This is a genomic window from Hydrogenophaga sp., from assembly GCF_026125785.1.
Classification (GTDB): domain Bacteria; phylum Pseudomonadota; class Gammaproteobacteria; order Burkholderiales; family Burkholderiaceae_C; genus Hydrogenophaga.
The window spans coordinates 26,450-42,241 of the sequence record NZ_JAHCKL010000014.1 but is presented as its reverse complement, the minus strand read 5'-3'; the positions used below and the strand labels follow the sequence as shown (position 1 = coordinate 42,241).

The window sequence follows — 15,792 nt, the reverse complement described above, 5'->3', positions numbered from 1 at the left end:
GCTGGTTGCTGTCCAACGGGAGAAGTGCGTATGAATGCGTCCACGCGGCCTCTGGTTTTCATCACCGGTGCCTCCAGTGGCATCGGGCAGGCGCTGGCGGCGCGTTTTGCGCGCGGCGGCTTTCGGTTGGCCCTGGTGGCTCGGCGGGTGGCGGAGATGCAGGCCTGGGCGGATGCCCAGGGTTTCGATGCCGCGCAGTGCCAGGTCTATGGCGCCGACGTGGCTGACATCGACAGCATCGTGGCTGCTGGCCAGGCCTGCATCGCTGCGCAGGGTCTGCCCGACGTGGTGATCGCGAACGCGGGCGTGAGCATCGGCATGGACACGGGCGAGCGCGAAGACATTGACGTCATGGCCCGCACGCTGGCCACCAACAACATCGGCATGGCGGCCACCTTCCATCCCTTCGTGCAGGGCATGAGCGCGCGGGGCAGCGGCGCTCTGGTCGGCATCGCCAGCGTGGCCGCGATCCGGGGCCTGCCCGGTCATGGCGCTTACTGCGCCAGCAAGGCGGCGGTGGTGGCGTATTGCGAGAGCCTGCGGGGCGAGTTGCGCAGCAGCGGTGTTGCCGTGGTCACCTTGCTGCCGGGCTATGTGGATACGCCGCTGACGCGGCAGAACCGCTACGCCATGCCCTTCCTGCTGACGGCGGAAACCTTTGCCGACCGGGCGTTCGACGCCATCCGCTCGGGCACCAGCTACCGTGTGATTCCCTGGCAGATGGGGGTGGTGGCCAAGCTGCTGCGGCTGTTGCCCAATGCCTGGTTCGACCGCATCCTCGCGGGTCGGCCGCGCAAGCACCGGCAATCCGAACGCGCATGAAAAAAGCCCTGCGGCAGCGCCGCAGGGCTTTGTGTTCAGACCGGCTGCGAGCCGGACTGGCGGGTGCGCTCAGTAACCGCCGCGGCCACCGCCGCCATCACGGCGACCACCGCCGTAGGGGCTGCGGAAACCGCCTTCGCCACCACCGCCGCCACCAAAGCCGCCGCCACCGCTGCGGCCACCGCCGAAGCCGCCGCCACCGCTGCGCGGAGGACGGGGTTCCATCGGACGGGCTTCGTTGACCACCAGGCTGCGGCCGCCCAGAGACTGGCCGTTCATGCCTTCAATGGCCGACTGTGCCTCGGCATCGCTGCCCATTTCCACGAAGCCGAAGCCCTTGGAGCGGCCGGTGTCTCGTTCCATCATCACCTTGGCGCTGTTCACGGCGCCGAAGGCGCCAAACGCCTGCTGCAGGTCTTCGTCGCGCACGCTGTAAGGCAGGTTGCCGACGTACAGTTTGTTGCCCATGGTTGGGACTCCTAATAACACTGAGAAAAATAGCGATGGAGCCCCGTTAGCACTCAATTACCTGTAGCGCGCGAAACCGACCGATCACTTGACAAAGCGAGTCTCTACGGTACTCGCCGAAGCATTATGCGCTGAATGCGGCACAAACAATAACAATTTTTCAGGATGTGCAAGGCCTGCGCGGCGGCGATGCGTGCTTACAACAGCGTTTCGGGCTCAGGGCGGCGCGCCATGGCTCGGCGCTTGCCTCTATACTTGCCGCCAGCAGCGCCGATTTGTTCCGATTGCGGGCGCTTTAGAAATGCCGCTAAAGGGGAGATTCCCGGTCTCGCTCTTTGGCGCCACCGGGATTTTTCTTGGGTGCCTGGCCGCCCGTTGCGGAATTTGCCTTGATCGTCACACCCCAAACGTTCTCTTTCACCGAGCCATTGCGCCTGCAAAGCGGCGCTGTGCTGCCCAGCTATGAGCTCACGGTGGAGACCTACGGCACGCTCAACGCCGAGCGCACCAATGCGGTGCTGGTCTGCCACGCCCTCAACGCCTCCCACCATGTGGCGGGCTGGTACGCGGATGCCGGTGGACAGACCATCGCGCGCAGCGAGGGGTGGTGGAACAACATGATCGGCCCGGGCAAGCCGGTGGATACCGACCGTTGGTTCGTCATTGGTGTGAACAACCTGGGGTCCTGCTTCGGTTCGACGGGCCCCACCCACATCAACCCCGCCACTGGGGAGCCGTGGGGCGCGGATTTTCCGGTCGTCACGGTGGAAGACTGGGTGAATGCCCAGGCCCGTTTGCTCGATGCCATGGGCATCGACACCCTGGCGGCCGTGATGGGCGGCAGCCTGGGGGGCATGCAGACGCTGTCCTGGACGCTGCAGTATCCCGAGCGGGTTCGCCATGCGGTGGTGGTCGCCAGCGCACCCAACCTGACGGCGGAGAACATCGCCTTCAACGAGGTGGCTCGCCGCGCCATCGTGACGGATCCGGATTTCCATGGCGGCCACTACCTGCGCCACGGTACCCTGCCCCGGCGCGGGCTGCGCATCGCCCGCATGATCGGCCACATCACCTACCTCAGTGACGATGTCATGAACGAGAAGTTCGGACGCATGCTGCGGCCGCGGGATGCCGAGGCCCTGCTGGACGATGGGGCTTCCGTTGCCGGCACCACCGCCGAGGGGAGCTACCGCTACAGCACGCAGGACATCGAGTTCCAGATCGAGAGCTACCTGCGCTACCAGGGCGACAAGTTCAGCGAGTACTTCGACGCCAACACCTACCTGCTGATCACGCGCGCGCTGGATTATTTCGACCCTGCGCGCTCCTACGAGGGGCGGCTGAGCGCGGCGCTGGCGCGCGCGCGCGCCAGGTTCCTGCTGGTGAGCTTCACCACCGACTGGCGTTTTTCGCCTGCACGCAGCCGCGAGATGGTCAAGGCGCTGTTGGAAAACGGGCGTGCCGTGAGCTACTGCGAGATCGATGCGCCCCATGGCCACGACGCCTTCCTGCTCGACGACCCACGCTACCACGCGGCGGTGCGCAGCTACTTCGAGCACACGGTCGGGGGGGCGGCATGAGCGAGCGCCATGTGCTGGAGCCGATCGCGCGCCTGGTGCCGCCGGGTTCGCGTGTGCTGGACCTGGGCTGCGGCGACGGCGCCTTGCTGGCCCATCTGCAGGCCACGCGTGCCTGCACGGGATACGGCGTGGAGATCGACGATGCCAAGGTGCAGGCTTGCCTGCAGCGCGGCGTGAATGTGTTGCAGCTCAACCTCGAGGATGGCCTGACCATGTTCGAGGACAAGGCCTTCGACGTGGTGCTGCAGATCGATACGCTGCAGCATCTGCGCAATGCCGAGACCATGTTGAGGGAGACGGCCCGCGTGGGTCGGCTGGGCGTGGTGGCCTTCCCCAACTTTGCGCACTGGCCCAACCGTCTGCAGGTGCTGCGCGGCCGCATGCCCGTGACCAAGCGATTGCCCTACGAGTGGTACGACACGCCCAATATCCGTGTGGGCACGCATGCGGACTTCGAGGTGCTGGCGCGGCGCAATGGCCTCTCCATCGAGGACAGCTTCGGTTTGCACGAAGGGCGGGAGATCCACCGCTGGCCCAACCTGCTGGCCAGCACGGCGGTGTTCCGCTTTTCAAGCTGAGCGAGAGGCCTCGCGCTCGGCGTCGGCGGCGAAATCGCCCTCGACGTTCTCCATGGCCGTGGGCAGGTCGGGGTAGATCTGCCGGAAGGCGTCTCTCAGGGGTTGCAGCGGCAGATCGTCGAAGGCGCCGCGTTCGCGCACGTACTCCATGTGCTGGCGGCCTTCGCGGTCGTAGGGGTGGTAGAGCGAGTCCGACCTGCCGTCGAAGTCCAGGGGCAGCAGCCCGAACTTTTCGCACAACTCGATATTGAAGGCCGGCGTGGCCTTGCGCCATTGGCCATCCAGCCAGATCGAGGTGTAGCCATGCCAGGCAAATACATCGGTGCCCATGGTCTGGCGCAACCGCTCGGTGGAGAGGTGGTTGCGCACGTCGGCGAAACCCAGGCGGGCGGGAATGCCACTCGCGCGGCAGGCGGCCGCCAGCAGAACGGCCTTGGGCACGCACCACCCAAAGGCCTGGGCCAGTGTGGCGCTGGCCGACATGCCTTGCGCCGAGAGGTCGATGCGGTAGGGGTCGTAGCGCACGCGGTCCCGCACCGCCAGGTAGAGCGAGATGGCCTGCTCCCGAGGGGTTTCCCCCTGGGCATGGGTGCGCGCGAAGGCCTGTACCTCGGGGTGGTCGCTGTCGATGCAGGGCGTGCTGGCCAGGTGCTGTGGCCCCGGCCCGGGGTCGTCTCGCTCGTTCATGGACCCAAGGTAGCAGACGTGCCCGCTGCGGGCGTCGCCTGTGGGACAAATCCCCTCCCCGGCGGCGGGCGCGGATGAGTACTTTGGTTTCGACCGCCTGTCGTCCGGGGGTAATGGCCAGGGTTTGTCCGGTTTTTTCCGCCTTCAGGCGCGGACGGGCCCGCCGATATTCCGGGCATCAACCCGAACTTCGAGGACCGATTCCATGGACATGCGCCCCACCCCATCCCCTGCCGCCCGCATCGAGGGCACGCGCGCCGCCGCCGCGGGCCAGAAGGCCAACGCGGAATTCCTGACCTTCCGCCTTGGGGGCGAGGAGTACGGCATCGACATCCTGCGCGTGCAGGAGATCCGCTCCTACGAGGAGCCCACGCGCATCGCCAATGCGCCCGCGTTCATCAAGGGGGTCGTCAACCTGCGCGGCGTGATCGTGCCGGTGGTCGATCTGCGCATCAAGCTGGGTTGCGACAAGGTCGAGTACAACGGGTTCACCGTGGTGATCGTGCTCAACGTGCGCGGCCGCGTGGTGGGTGCCGTGGTCGACTCGGTGTCCGATGTGCTTGAGCTCGCCGGCGACCTGATCAAGCCCGCGCCGGAGATGAACACCAATGTCGACACCAGCTTCATCACCGGCATCGCCAGCGTGAGCGAACGCATGCTCATCCTGATGGACATCGAAGCGCTGATGTCCAGCCAGGATATGGGCCTGATGGACAGCACCCAGGTTCTCCAGTAAGCCGGACAGGCCCCAGCCCTTGCCGGAGAACCCGATGTCAAATACCGTTTCCCAGGCCACGCGCTCCGTGGCGCGGCGGGTGTCGTTGCTGTCCGTGGCACTGCTTACCGGCGTGCTGGTGCTCATCAGCGGCGCCATGGCCGTGGTGGCCGAAGGGCTTTCGCGTGACCGGCTGGTCCAGTGGGCCGGGGACAAGGCGCTGGCCGTGGCCGACTCGGCCGACGCTTTCGACGCCACCGCCCGGTTGATGACCGATCGTGCGTACCGGCCCTTCCGCCAGAAATTCGCCGAGAAGTTCGAGCTCGATGCGTCGGCCGGCATGCTCAAGAGCTGGGGCATGCTGCTCAATGGCGATTTCTCCGAGGTCGATACCTTCCAGCGCACCAGCGGTGGCGTGGCCACCATCTTCATGCGCAAGGGCGACGACTTCGAGCGTGTGAGCACCTCGCTGAAAAAAGAGAATGGGGAACGGGCTGTCGGCACGCTGCTGGCGCGCAACCACCCGGCCTACCCGCTGATGCTGGAGGGCAAGACCTACACCGGACGCGCCGCGCTGTTCGGCAAGCCGTACATGACCCACTACGAGGCGGTGCGCGACGAGGCGGGCAAAGTGGTCGGCCTGCTGTTCATCGGCTTTGACATGAGCGACTTCCAGGCCTCGCTGGACCGGCTGGTTGGCGATGCCCGCTTCTTCGAGACCGGCGGCACTTACATCATCGATCCGCGCGCGAGCAATGCCGAAGCGGTGTTCGTGTCGCATCCGACCGCGGCCGGCAAGAAGGTGCTGGAGGTCAATCCGGATGCCGATGCCATGCTCACCCACCTGCGCGAGGCCCCCGAGGGATTCGTGCGCCACGCCGCGCCGCTGTTCAGCGCCACCATCCAGGCGCCCTGGCTGGTGAAGCGCCAGTCGGACGCGGGCGGCTGGTGGGTGATCGCCGAGGTGTCGGACGACGAAGCCATGGCTTCGTACTGGCGCACCATGTATGCCTTCTGGGCTCTGCTGGCGGTTGCCACCGCGCTGCTCGGCCTGGGGCTCTATGTGCTGGTGCGCCGCAACGTGAGCCAGCCTCTGGCCGAACTGACGTCGGCCGTGACCACGGTGGCGCAGGGTGACCTCAGCCGCGATTTCCGCAGCCAGCGGCAGGATGAGATCGGTCGTCTGGTGCGCGAGGTCGAAGCCATGCGCCAGCGCTTCCTGGCCATGATGCGGCACCTTCGCAGCGCGACGGACAGCATCAACACGGCGTCGGCGGAGATCGCGACGGGCAACCAGGACCTGAGCGCGCGCACGGAGCAGGCGGCGAGCAGCCTGCAGGAGACGGCGGCGAGCATGGAGCAGCTCACGAGCACGGTGCGCCAGAGCGCGGACGCGGCGCGCCAGGCGAACCAGCTGGCGGCCAGCGCGGCGCAGATTGCGGTGCGCGGGGGCGAGGTGGTGGGCCAGGTGGTCACGACGATGGACGAGATCAACCACAGCAGCAAGAAGATCAGCGACATCATCGGCGTGATCGACGGGATTGCCTTCCAGACGAACATCCTGGCGCTGAACGCGGCGGTGGAAGCTGCGCGGGCGGGGGAGCAGGGGCGGGGCTTTGCGGTGGTGGCTGGCGAGGTGAGGAACCTGGCGCAGCGCAGCGCGCAGGCGGCCAAGGAGATCAAGGGGCTGATCGGCGCGAGCGTGGACAAGGTGGAGACGGGCTCGAGGCTGGTGGCCGATGCGGGTCAGACGATGAGCGAGATCGTGGGCTCGGTGCAGAGGGTGAGCGACATCATCGGGGAGATCACGGCGGCGGCGGGCGAGCAGAGCGACGGGATCGGCCAGGTGAACGTGGCGGTGACGCAGCTGGACCAGATGACGCAGCAGAACGCGGCGCTGGTGGAGGAGAGCGCGGCGGCCGCCGAAAGCCTCAAGGACCAGGCCAGCCGCCTGGCGCAGGTGGTGCAGGTCTTCCGGCTGGATGGCCAGGCGCTGACGGCGTCGGTGCCGCGGGCCACGCCCGCTCCTGCCGCAGTTCGCGCTGCCGCACCCAGGCCGGCACCGGCGGCCGAACCGCCTGCACCCAGGCGACCCGCACCGCAGATGAAGCAGGCGCCCGTGGCGGTGGCTGCCCATAGCGCAACCACGTCCCGCGACGAGGGCGACTGGGAAAGTTTCTGACGCGCCCAGCGTCACGACCGGCGGCAGTTCCCTGCCGCCGATTTCATTCCATATCCGGAAATGCCATGCAAAAGTTGATGCGCCAGTTTTCCATTCGAACCCGCATGTTGGGTGCCATCGGTGTCGTGCTTGCCCTGTTCGTGCTCGTCGGCGGCGCCGGTCTCTGGGGGATGGCACAGCTCAATACCCTCAGTGGCAAGTTCGTCGACAACGCCTTTCAGGAATCGCTGGTGCTCTCGCGCCTGCAGACGGCGCTGGGGGATATGGGCCGTTTCGAGAAGGACATGATCATCGGCTACGAGAAGCCGGAGGTGGTGGAGAAGGCCAAGGCCCGCTGGCAGCTGGCTCGCGACATGGCTCGCCAGCAGATGGACCAGATGCTCCATGGCGAAGCCGACGCCGACAACGCCCTGGTGCAGGAGATGAAGACGCAGATAGACCGCTACTCGGCCATGGTCGAACCGGTGAGCCTGCAGCTGTCCACCGGCGGTTACGACACGGCGACTGTGGCCAACCGCGTGCTGGCGCGCGCGCATGAACAGTACGACGGCCTGCTGCAGAACCTGCAACGCGTGGAAGGCGCGCTGGTGGCGGAGGCGGAACAACTGCAGCAGGAAGCCACACAGACGCGCGACTTCACATTGCTGCTCTTCGGACTGGCCGTGCTGGTCGCGGCGGTGGTCGTGGTGCCCAGTACCTTGCTCAACATGCAGAGCATCTGCCGACCGGTGGAACAGGCGCGTGGTCTGGCCAGCGCGATCGCGGCGGGGGATCTCACCCAGCCCGTGCGTGCCGAAGGGCGCGACGAACTCTCCACGCTGATGCGTGCGCTGGGCGACATGCAGGCGTCGCTCGCGGGTATCGTGGGGCAGGTGCGCAACGCCACCGACAGCATCGGCACCGCGAGTTCGCAGATCGCCAGTGGCAACCAGGACCTGAGCGCGCGCACGGAGCAGGCGGCTAGCAGCCTGCAGGAGACCGCATCCAGCATGGAGCAACTCACGAGCACGGTGCGCCAGAGCGCGGACGCGGCGCGTCAGGCGTCGCAGATGGCTTCGGTCAATGCCGAGGTGGCCGCGCGCGGCGGGCAGGTGGTGGGGCAGGTGGTGACCACCATGGAAGAGATCAACCGCAGCAGCCAGAAGATCGGCGACATCATTGGCGTGATCGACGGGATTGCGTTCCAGACCAACATCCTGGCGCTCAACGCGGCGGTGGAGGCCGCGCGTGCGGGCGAGCAGGGCCGGGGCTTCGCGGTGGTGGCGGGCGAGGTGCGCAGCCTGGCGCAGCGCAGCGCGCAGGCGGCCAAGGAGATCAAGGGCCTGATCGAGGTCAGCGTGGGCAAGGTGGAGGACGGGACACGCCTGGTGGCGCAGGCCGGCAGCACCATCGGCGAGATCGTGGTCAACGCGGAGAAGGTGTCGGCCTTCATCGCCGACATCACGACCGCCGCCACTGAGCAGTCGCAGGGCATTGGCCAGGTCAATACCGCGGTGAGCCATCTCGACCAGATGACGCAGCAGAACGCGGCGCTGGTGGAGGAGAGCGCCGCCGCCGCCGACAGCCTCAAGGACCAGGCGCTGCGCCTGTCCGATGTGGTGCGGGTGTTCCGCCTGGCGCATGGGAGCGGCGCCACACCCGCGTAAACACCTGTTTCCGTGCGCAAGGCATCACGCCACAACGGGGCGCGCCTGCCTATACTAGTTTCCGTGCCTACCCAGGCGTTGTGCACCCGCCTTCGCCCACGCTTCCGGAGACGTCCGCCATGAATGCCCGCCTGCCCCAGACCGCGATCGATCCGATGGCCCTGCAGTCCTACGTGGATGCCCGCTGGTCGGACGCCATCGTGCCTGAGCTGGTGAAGTACATCGAGGTGCCGGCCAAATCACCGGCTTTCGACGCCGACTGGGCCGCGCACGGCCTTCTGGAGCGGGTGCTGCAGAGCGCGGCCGACTGGGTTCGCGCGCAGAAGGTCGACGGCCTGACGCTGGAGATCGTCCGGTTGCAGGATGCGCAGGGCCGGCCGCGCACGCCGGTGCTGTTCTTCGAAGTGCCTGCCAGCGCGGGTCGCGACGGCACGCCCGCACCCGATTCGGGCAAGACCGTGCTGATGTACGGCCATCTGGACAAGCAGCCCGAGTTCACCGGGTGGCGCAGCGACCTGGGGCCGTGGATTCCCAAGATCGACGACGGCAAGCTCTACGGCCGTGGCGGAGCCGACGACGGCTATGCCGTGTACGCCAGCATCGCGGCGCTGCAGGCGCTCAAGAGCCAGGGCGCAGCCCATCCTCGCATCGTCGGCCTGATCGAGACCTGCGAGGAAAGCGGCTCCGGCGACCTGTTGCCCTATGTCGACGCGCTGCGCGCGCGCCTGGGCGACGTGGGCCTGGTGATCTGCCTGGACAGTGGTGCCGGCAACTACGACCAGCTCTGGCTCACCACCAGTCTGCGCGGCATGGCCAGCGGCGTGCTCAAGGTGGAGATCCTCACCGAGGGCATCCACTCGGGCGACGCATCGGGGCTGGTGCCATCGAGCTTTCGCATCATGCGCCAGGTGCTGGACCGTCTGGAGGACAGTGCCACCGGTCGCCTGCTGCCTGCCAGCTTCCATTGCGAGGTGCCGGCCGAGCGCCTGGCCCAGGCCCGCGCCACGGCGGCCATTCTGGGCGACGAGCTGTTCAAGCGCTTCCCCTGGGCGCACCACGATTGCGGTGGCGCCACCGTGTTCGCGCTGCCGACCACGACCGACCCGGTCGAGGCCTTGCTCAACCGCACCTGGCGGCCCACGCTGTCCGTCACCGGTGCCGATGGCTTTCCCGAGCTGCGCAACGCCGGCAACGTGCTGCGTCCCTACACCGCCTTCAAGCTCAGCCTGCGCCTGCCGCCGCTGGTGGACGCGCCCTCTGCGGTGCAGGAGCTCAAGACCCTGCTGGAAGACAACGCGCCCTACCAGGCGCGCGTGACTTTCGAAGGCGAAGGCGCGGCCAGCGGCTGGAACGCGCCGGCGACCGAACCCTGGTTCGAGCAGGCGCTGCAGACGGCTTCGCAGGCGCATTTCAATGGTGCTGGCTGCGGCACCATCGGCCAGGGAGGCACCATCCCACTGATGAACATGCTCAGCCAGGGATTCCCTTCGGCACAGATGATGGTCTGTGGCGTGCTGGGACCCAAGAGCAACGCGCATGGGCCGAACGAATTCCTGCACCTGGACTACGCCAGGCGCCTGACCGCCACGGTGGCGCAGGTCATCGCCCGCATGCCCTGACATGACGCACCCCCTGCGCCGTTTCGCATCTGCTGCCTCTCTGGCCTTGGGCTGGAAGGGGCGCCCGCCAGCCAGCCGGCGAAGCCGGTTCCGTGGCGCGGCTGGTGGCACCTCTGCGGTGGGCCAGTTGTCAGCGATGGGCCTTTGAGATGTCCGAGACCACCCAGGCCCCCTTCACGCTGCGCGACGGCCTGAACCTGGCGTTGTACGACTGGCCGCTGCCCATGCGCTGGCGTCCGCGCGCGGTGATTCTCATCGTCCACGGTCTGGGCGAACATGCCTGGCGTTATGACCCGGTGGCGCACCGCCTCAATGAGTGGGGCTTCTGCGTGCGCTCCTACGACCAGCGGGGCCACGGCGAATCTGGCGGTGCGCGCGGCGTGCTGCCGGACGACGACGCGCTGCTGGACGACCTGGCCGAGGTGGTGGAAGACACGCGCAGCCACATTGCCGAGCCGTGGTCGTGTCCACTCATCCTGCTGGGCCACAGCATGGGCGGCCTGCTGGCGGCCACCTTCGTGCAGCGCGGCATGGCGCCGGTGGATGGGCTGGTGCTGTCGTCGCCCGCGCTGGACCCGGGCCTTGGCTGGGCACAGCAGAAGCTGATCGACTTGCTCTACCGCTTTGCGCCCAACCTCGCGGTGTCCAACGGACTCAACGCCAGCAAGATCTCGCACAGCGCGGCCACCGTGGAGGCCTACAAGAAGGACCCCATGGTGCACGACCGCATCAGCGCGCGGCTGGCGCAGTTCATCGCCAGCAACGGGCCCCGTGTGATTGCCGCGGCCCGGCGCTGGCAGGTGCCCACGTTGCTGATGTATGCGGGCGACGACCACCTGGTCAGCCCGCAAGGCAGCCGCGCCTTCGCGGCCGCCGCGCCATCCGACAAGGTGCACGTGCAGGCCTTCGAGGGCCTGTACCACGAGATCTTCAACGAAGCCGATCCCTCGGCCGTCTTTGGCACGCTCAAGGCCTGGCTCGACGTGCACGCCCCCGCAGGGTGAGCGCTTTCAGCGCCGGCCTTGAAGCAGGCCGCCGAGTGCTCCCATGAGGTCGCCGGCGTTGCCGGTGGCGCCGCCACCACCGAGCAGACCGCCCAGTGCGCCGAGGCCGTTGTCCTCGGGCATGCGGCCTTGTGGGGTGAGCTGGTCGATCAGGCCGGGCAGCAGGTCGGCCAGCGTGCCCGATGCCTGCTGTGGGCTGCTGCCGAGCTGTCTGGCCACCATGTCCAGCAGTTCGGGGCCGAGCGCGCCGCCCAGCTGCTCTCCAGAGACCGGCTGGTTCGCGCCGGTGCCTATCCAGGACTGCACCGCATCACCCAGGCCGCCCGATTGCAACCGCGCGAGGACGCCCTGCAGGCCGCCAGCGTTGTTGAGCAGGGTGCCCAGCAAGGCAACGAGCATCTGCGGATCCAGGCCGCCGGGGGTGTTCGTGGTGTTCTGTCCTTGCGGCGCGCCGAGCCCGGCCTGTGCCGCCGCGCCAATGAGTGAATCCAGCAGTCCCATGGGATGTCCTTTTTTGAAATGCAGGAGAGAGTCAGCCGGCATTGTGTGACTCGCGGCGCAGCCAGGCAAGCCAGACCAGGGCCATTCCGGTGAGGGCCACGGGGACCAGTGAGCCCAGGTTGAGCCATTGCCAGCCGCGCGTGGTCACCAGGGCGCCGGAGGCGAACGAGGTCAGCGCCATGGTGGCGAAGACGAAGAAATTGATGGCGGCCTGCGCGCGGTCCTTCTCCTCGGGCCGCCAGGCCTGCAGCGAGAGCGTGGTGCTGCCGGTGAACAGGAAGTTCCAGCCCACGCCGAGCAGGAAGAGCGCGATGAGGAACTGGTGCAGGTCCACGCCGGTGAGCGCGATCGCGATGCACGCGGCGTTGAGCGCCACGCCCACGCCCATGATGGGCAGCACGCCAAAGCGCCGGATGAGGTGGCCGGTGAAGAAGCCCGGCGCGAACATGCCGATCACATGCCATTCCAGCACCAGGGCGGCGTCCTCGAAAGGAAAGCCGCAGACCTGCATGGCCAGTGGCGTGGCCGCCATCAGCAGATTCATCACCCCGTAGCCCAGCGCGGCACCCGCTGCGGCCACGATGAACACCGGCTGGCGCATGATCTCGCGCAGAGGCCGCCCGGGGTTGGCGTGGGCCGACTTGGGCGGTAGGGGCGGAAAGGCCATGAGCGCGATCACGGCCATGGACACCAGCGCGACCACCGCCAGCGCAAGGTAGGCGCCCGCGAACGGCACCTCCAGCCAGTTCCTGGTGCGTGTGGCCAGGTTGGGGCCTATCACCGCGCCCGCCAAGCCACCTGCCAGCACCAGCGACACGGCCTTCTCGCGGAAGGCCGGCGCGCTGAGTTCGGCGGCCGCGAAGCGGTAGAGCTGGCCGTTGGCGCTGTAGTAGCCGGCGACCACGGTGGCCACCACCAGCAACCAGAAATCCCTTTCCATCACCGCCCAGGCGCAGAGCAGGGCCGAGGCCAGAGCGACCAGCAGGCCGATCTGGAACGAGATCTGGCGGCCGAACCGGCTCTGGGTGCGTGCCACCAGCGGGGTGGACAGCGCACCCCCCACGACATAACCCATGACCGGCAGTGTGGCCATCCAGCCCAGGGGCGCCAGCGAGAGTCCGACCAACCCATTGATGGCGATGAAGACCACGTTGTTGGTCAGGAACAGGCCTTGCGCGGTGGCCAACAGCCAGAGGTTCTTATTCATAAGTCTATGGTTATACACGAGGCGGGCTGCGCATACGGGCCGTCGGCGCGGCGCTACAGTGGCTGGCCCTGCCACGCTACCCTTCTCTCCATGACTCTTCACATTGGCATCGTAGGCTGCTCGGCCGAGGGGGCCGCGCTGTGCTACCGCACCCTTTGCACACAAGCCCCGCAGCAGCTCGGACCGCACGCACACCCGGAGATTTCGCTGCATAGCCATTCGCTGGCGGATTACGTCCATGCCCTGGAGCGCGGCGACCTGGACGGTGTGGCTGCGCTCATGCTGTCCTCTGCGCGCAAGTTGGCCGCGGCGGGCGCGGATTTCCTGATCTGCCCGGACAACACCATCCACCAGGCTTTTGGCCGGGTCCAGGCGGAATCGCCGCTGCCCTGGCTGCACATTGCGCAGGTGGTGGCGCAGGAGGCGGTCCGTCGCGGCCATCGGCGCCTGGGGATCACCGGTACGCGCTGGCTGGTGGACAGCGAGGTCTATCCCGAGGCGCTGGCCGCACACGGCGTGCAGGCCGTGCGGCCGGCGGTGGCGGACCGCGACGACATCGGCCGCATCATCATGGAAGAGTTGGTCTGCGGGGTGTTCAAGCCCGAGAGCGTGGCCCGGTTCCAGGCGGTCTTCGGGCGTCTGCGCGACGCAGGCTGCGATGCCATCGTGCTGGGGTGCACCGAGATTCCGCTCATCATGAGCGATGCCAACTCGCCGCTGCCGACGCTGGATTCGACGCGTCTGCTTGCGCGCGCCGCACTCGCGCGGGCGGTGAGCGCAGGCATGTGATGAAGGCGCTGCGGCGCGTGGACCTCACCGCAGGACCGCCGCTCAGCCACCCACCGATTGCATGAGCGCAGCCAGGGCCGCCGTCTCCGAGCGCAGCACCCGCGCGCCCAAGGTCACCGGCAAGAACCCGGCCTGGCGTGCGAGTTGGTCTTCGGCGGCGCTCAGGCCACCTTCCGGTCCGCCGAGGAACCACACCGGCGCGTCTGTGGGAACCGTGGCAAGTACCTGGCTCAGCGGCTGTGTGCCCTCGGCCAGCGAAAGCAGGCAGCGCACGCCGCTGGGCGCCGGTGCCGGCAGACCTCGCAGCCAGGGGGTGAGCTCCTGCACCGCATGGATGTCGGGTACGCGGTTGCCACCACATTGCTCACAGGCCGCGATCGCCACCGAGCGCCAGTGCGCCTGCTTTTTTTCCGCACGCTCGCCAGACAAGCGCAGCACGCTGTGCGCCGTGTGCAGCGGCTGCACGCTGGCCACGCCCAGTTCGGTGGCTTTCTCCACCAGCCAGTCCATGCGTTCGTTGGCGGGCATGCCCAGCGCCAGGTGCACGGGTCGCCGGGGTTCGCGCTCGGTGGCATGGTGCGCACCGACCTGTACCTCCACATCGCTGCGGCCCATGCGGGAGATGGTCGCATCCCATTCGCCTCCGGTGCCCTGGAACAGGGTGACGGCATGGCCTGGCTGCAGCCGCAGCACCTGCGCGTGGCGCGCGGCAACCGCCGGCAGTGCCAGCACCTGCCCCGACACGAGGGGCACGGGGCAGTGCAGCCTCGGCATGCTCAGACCCTGCCGAAGGCGAAGCCCGAAGCCGCCTGCAGGCCCTCGACCTCGTCGATAAGCCTCAGCAGCGGCGCCAGTTCGCGGTAGCGGTGCGCGGTGTGGCGGATGTAGTTGATGAAGCGCGGGGCATCCGCCAGGTACTTGGGCTTGCCGTCGCGCAGTGTCAAGCGCGCAAAGATGCCGGCTACCTTGAGGTGGCGCTGCAGTCCCATCCACTCGACCGCGCGGTAGAAGGCACCGAAGTCCGCGTGCCAGTCCTCGAAGTCCATCAGCCCGGCGGCGCGGGCCTTCTCCCAGTAGCGCACGGTCACATCGATCACGAAATCCTCTTCCCAGCTCAGGAAAGCATCGCGCATGAGACTGGCGACGTCGTAGGTGATGGGACCGTGCACCGCGTCCTGGAAGTCCAGCACACCGAGTTGCTGTGCCGGGGTGGCGCCGGGGCGCGTGGGCAGCATCAGGTTGCGTGGCATGAAGTCCCGGTGCACGTAGACCTGTGGCGCGGCCAGGTTGCGCGCGACGATGGTGTCGAAGGTCCGGGCGAGCACCTGGGCGTGGTTCTCGTTGAGTGGGAGGCCTTTGTGTTTCTGGAGGTACCAGTCCGGAAACAGTTGCAACTCGCGGCGCAGGAGTGCGTCGTCGTAAGGGGGCAGGACACCGGGGCGCGACGCGAGCTGCCACGCCAGCAGTGCGTCAAGCGCCTGCATGTAGCGCGCATGGTTGGCCTGCGCGTCCGAGGTGTCCATGCCTTCGAGCAGGGTCTGGCCACCCAGGTCGCTCAGCAGCATGAAGCCCTGGGGCTCATCCCAGTCCAGCACTTCGGGGACCAGCAAGCCGGCATCGCGCATCAGCGAGGCGACCTGCACGAATGGCTTGCAGTTCTCGCGTTCGGGCGGCGCGTCCATCACGATCAGGCTGCCCGCCGTGCGGGTGTCCAGGCGCAGGTAGCGGCGGAAGCTGGCGTCGGCGGACGCTGCCCGCAAGGACGGCGGCAGCAGCCCGAAACGTGCTTCCAGCGGCGACAGCCAGGCATGGAAGGCGGCTTCGCGCGCGGCGTCGGGCCACGTGACGGGAGAGGTGGGCTGGGGCATGGCGGGCGAGGAATGCACACCGTACGCGGAACGGTCGGGCGGTGCGACGGTCAGTGGATAATGCCCGCTGATTCTACAAACCCGCGTCCTGCAACGACCGGCTCTCGCGCACAGCGGGCTTGCTGG

The 15,792-nt window shown here is 67.7% G+C and carries 15 protein-coding genes; 9 read left to right on the top strand and 6 right to left on the bottom strand.

Going from position 1 to position 15,792, the window contains the following annotated elements:
* The first annotated feature begins 30 nt into the window (after positions 1–30).
* Positions 31–822 (top strand): SDR family oxidoreductase, encoded by a 792-nt coding sequence (locus KIT53_RS13760; RefSeq protein WP_297753374.1) that lies wholly within the window; start codon positions 31–33, stop codon positions 820–822.
* Between the two features lie 69 nt (positions 823–891).
* Here the strand turns inward: KIT53_RS13760 and KIT53_RS13755 are convergent, their stop codons facing one another.
* Positions 892–1,290 (bottom strand): RNA-binding protein, encoded by a 399-nt coding sequence (locus tag KIT53_RS13755; RefSeq protein ID WP_297753372.1) that lies wholly within the window; start codon positions 1,288–1,290, stop codon positions 892–894.
* A 389-nt stretch (positions 1,291–1,679) separates the two neighbouring features.
* Here KIT53_RS13755 and KIT53_RS13750 point away from each other — a divergent pair, with 389 nt between their 5' ends.
* Both KIT53_RS13750 and metW read left to right on the top strand, forming a co-directional pair.
* Entirely contained in the window at positions 1,680–2,870 is a 1,191-nt protein-coding gene (locus tag KIT53_RS13750; RefSeq protein WP_297753370.1) for a homoserine O-acetyltransferase, read from the top strand.
* Positions 2,867–3,448 carry a methionine biosynthesis protein MetW gene (gene metW, locus KIT53_RS13745; protein ID WP_297753368.1) on the top strand — a complete coding sequence of 194 codons (582 nt, stop codon included), beginning with the start codon at positions 2,867–2,869 and terminating at the stop codon, positions 3,446–3,448. Before KIT53_RS13750 ends, metW begins: the two co-directional genes overlap by 4 nt.
* On the opposite strand, the gene KIT53_RS13740 is transcribed toward metW, so the two are convergent.
* Complete coding sequence (locus tag KIT53_RS13740) at positions 3,440–4,135, bottom strand: transglutaminase family protein (protein WP_297753366.1); 696 nt, start codon at positions 4,133–4,135, stop codon at positions 3,440–3,442. The genes metW and KIT53_RS13740 overlap by 9 nt on opposite strands.
* A 205-nt stretch (positions 4,136–4,340) precedes the next feature.
* Here KIT53_RS13740 and KIT53_RS13735 point away from each other — a divergent pair, with 205 nt between their 5' ends.
* The 5 genes from KIT53_RS13735 to KIT53_RS13715 all read left to right on the top strand — a co-directional run bounded on the left by KIT53_RS13735 (position 4,341) and on the right by KIT53_RS13715 (position 11,301).
* Complete coding sequence (locus KIT53_RS13735; RefSeq protein ID WP_297753364.1) at positions 4,341–4,871, top strand: chemotaxis protein CheW; 531 nt, start codon at positions 4,341–4,343, stop codon at positions 4,869–4,871.
* Between the two features lie 34 nt (positions 4,872–4,905).
* Complete coding sequence (locus tag KIT53_RS13730) at positions 4,906–7,032, top strand: methyl-accepting chemotaxis protein (protein WP_297753362.1); 2,127 nt, start codon at positions 4,906–4,908, stop codon at positions 7,030–7,032.
* Positions 7,033–7,097: 65 nt separating this feature from the next.
* Positions 7,098–8,678 (top strand): methyl-accepting chemotaxis protein, encoded by a 1,581-nt coding sequence (locus tag KIT53_RS13725; protein WP_297753360.1) that lies wholly within the window; start codon positions 7,098–7,100, stop codon positions 8,676–8,678.
* A 119-nt stretch (positions 8,679–8,797) separates the two neighbouring features.
* The gene (locus tag KIT53_RS13720) at positions 8,798–10,297 is read left to right on the top strand and encodes a M20 family metallopeptidase (protein WP_297753358.1); all 1,500 of its coding nucleotides are present in this window, start codon (positions 8,798–8,800) and stop codon (positions 10,295–10,297) included.
* Positions 10,298–10,446: 149 nt separating this feature from the next.
* On the top strand, positions 10,447–11,301 hold the full coding sequence (locus tag KIT53_RS13715) for an alpha/beta hydrolase (RefSeq protein ID WP_297753356.1): 855 nt from the start codon (positions 10,447–10,449) through the stop codon (positions 11,299–11,301).
* Positions 11,302–11,307: 6 nt separating this feature from the next.
* Here the strand turns inward: KIT53_RS13715 and KIT53_RS13710 are convergent, their stop codons facing one another.
* A complete protein-coding gene (locus KIT53_RS13710; RefSeq protein ID WP_297753354.1) occupies positions 11,308–11,802 on the bottom strand; it encodes a YidB family protein in 495 nt (164 codons plus the stop codon).
* Between the two features lie 31 nt (positions 11,803–11,833).
* Positions 11,834–13,009, bottom strand: coding sequence for an MFS transporter (locus tag KIT53_RS13705; protein WP_297753352.1), 1,176 nt, complete (start codon positions 13,007–13,009; stop codon positions 11,834–11,836).
* Positions 13,010–13,099: 90 nt separating this feature from the next.
* Between KIT53_RS13705 and KIT53_RS13700 the strand changes: the two genes are divergently transcribed.
* Complete coding sequence (locus tag KIT53_RS13700) at positions 13,100–13,798, top strand: amino acid racemase (protein WP_297753350.1); 699 nt, start codon at positions 13,100–13,102, stop codon at positions 13,796–13,798.
* A 42-nt stretch (positions 13,799–13,840) separates the two neighbouring features.
* Here the strand turns inward: KIT53_RS13700 and KIT53_RS13695 are convergent, their stop codons facing one another.
* Positions 13,841–14,572, bottom strand: coding sequence for a 16S rRNA (uracil(1498)-N(3))-methyltransferase (locus KIT53_RS13695; RefSeq protein WP_297753348.1), 732 nt, complete (start codon positions 14,570–14,572; stop codon positions 13,841–13,843).
* Positions 14,573–14,574: 2 nt separating this feature from the next.
* Complete coding sequence (locus tag KIT53_RS13690; protein WP_297753346.1) at positions 14,575–15,666, bottom strand: phosphotransferase; 1,092 nt, start codon at positions 15,664–15,666, stop codon at positions 14,575–14,577.
* Positions 15,667–15,792 lie beyond the last annotated feature (126 nt).

What these genes read in the sequence shown, in the direction of transcription:
- KIT53_RS13740 (WP_297753366.1), bottom strand. Translation starts at nt 4,135, where the DNA reads ATGAACGAGCGAGACGACCCCGGGCCGGGGCCACAGCACCTGGCCAGC.
- KIT53_RS13725 (WP_297753360.1), top strand. Translation starts at nt 7,098, where the DNA reads ATGCAAAAGTTGATGCGCCAGTTTTCCATTCGAACCCGCATGTTGGGT.
- KIT53_RS13735 (WP_297753364.1), top strand. Translation starts at nt 4,341, where the DNA reads ATGGACATGCGCCCCACCCCATCCCCTGCCGCCCGCATCGAGGGCACG.
- KIT53_RS13760 (WP_297753374.1), top strand. Translation starts at nt 31, where the DNA reads ATGAATGCGTCCACGCGGCCTCTGGTTTTCATCACCGGTGCCTCCAGT.
- metW (WP_297753368.1), top strand. Translation starts at nt 2,867, where the DNA reads ATGAGCGAGCGCCATGTGCTGGAGCCGATCGCGCGCCTGGTGCCGCCG.
- KIT53_RS13690 (WP_297753346.1), bottom strand. Translation starts at nt 15,666, where the DNA reads ATGCCCCAGCCCACCTCTCCCGTCACGTGGCCCGACGCCGCGCGCGAA.
- KIT53_RS13695 (WP_297753348.1), bottom strand. Translation starts at nt 14,572, where the DNA reads ATGCCGAGGCTGCACTGCCCCGTGCCCCTCGTGTCGGGGCAGGTGCTG.
- KIT53_RS13705 (WP_297753352.1), bottom strand. Translation starts at nt 13,009, where the DNA reads ATGAATAAGAACCTCTGGCTGTTGGCCACCGCGCAAGGCCTGTTCCTG.
- KIT53_RS13710 (WP_297753354.1), bottom strand. Translation starts at nt 11,802, where the DNA reads ATGGGACTGCTGGATTCACTCATTGGCGCGGCGGCACAGGCCGGGCTC.
- KIT53_RS13720 (WP_297753358.1), top strand. Translation starts at nt 8,798, where the DNA reads ATGAATGCCCGCCTGCCCCAGACCGCGATCGATCCGATGGCCCTGCAG.
- KIT53_RS13715 (WP_297753356.1), top strand. Translation starts at nt 10,447, where the DNA reads ATGTCCGAGACCACCCAGGCCCCCTTCACGCTGCGCGACGGCCTGAAC.
- KIT53_RS13730 (WP_297753362.1), top strand. Translation starts at nt 4,906, where the DNA reads ATGTCAAATACCGTTTCCCAGGCCACGCGCTCCGTGGCGCGGCGGGTG.
- KIT53_RS13755 (WP_297753372.1), bottom strand. Translation starts at nt 1,290, where the DNA reads ATGGGCAACAAACTGTACGTCGGCAACCTGCCTTACAGCGTGCGCGAC.
- KIT53_RS13700 (WP_297753350.1), top strand. Translation starts at nt 13,100, where the DNA reads ATGACTCTTCACATTGGCATCGTAGGCTGCTCGGCCGAGGGGGCCGCG.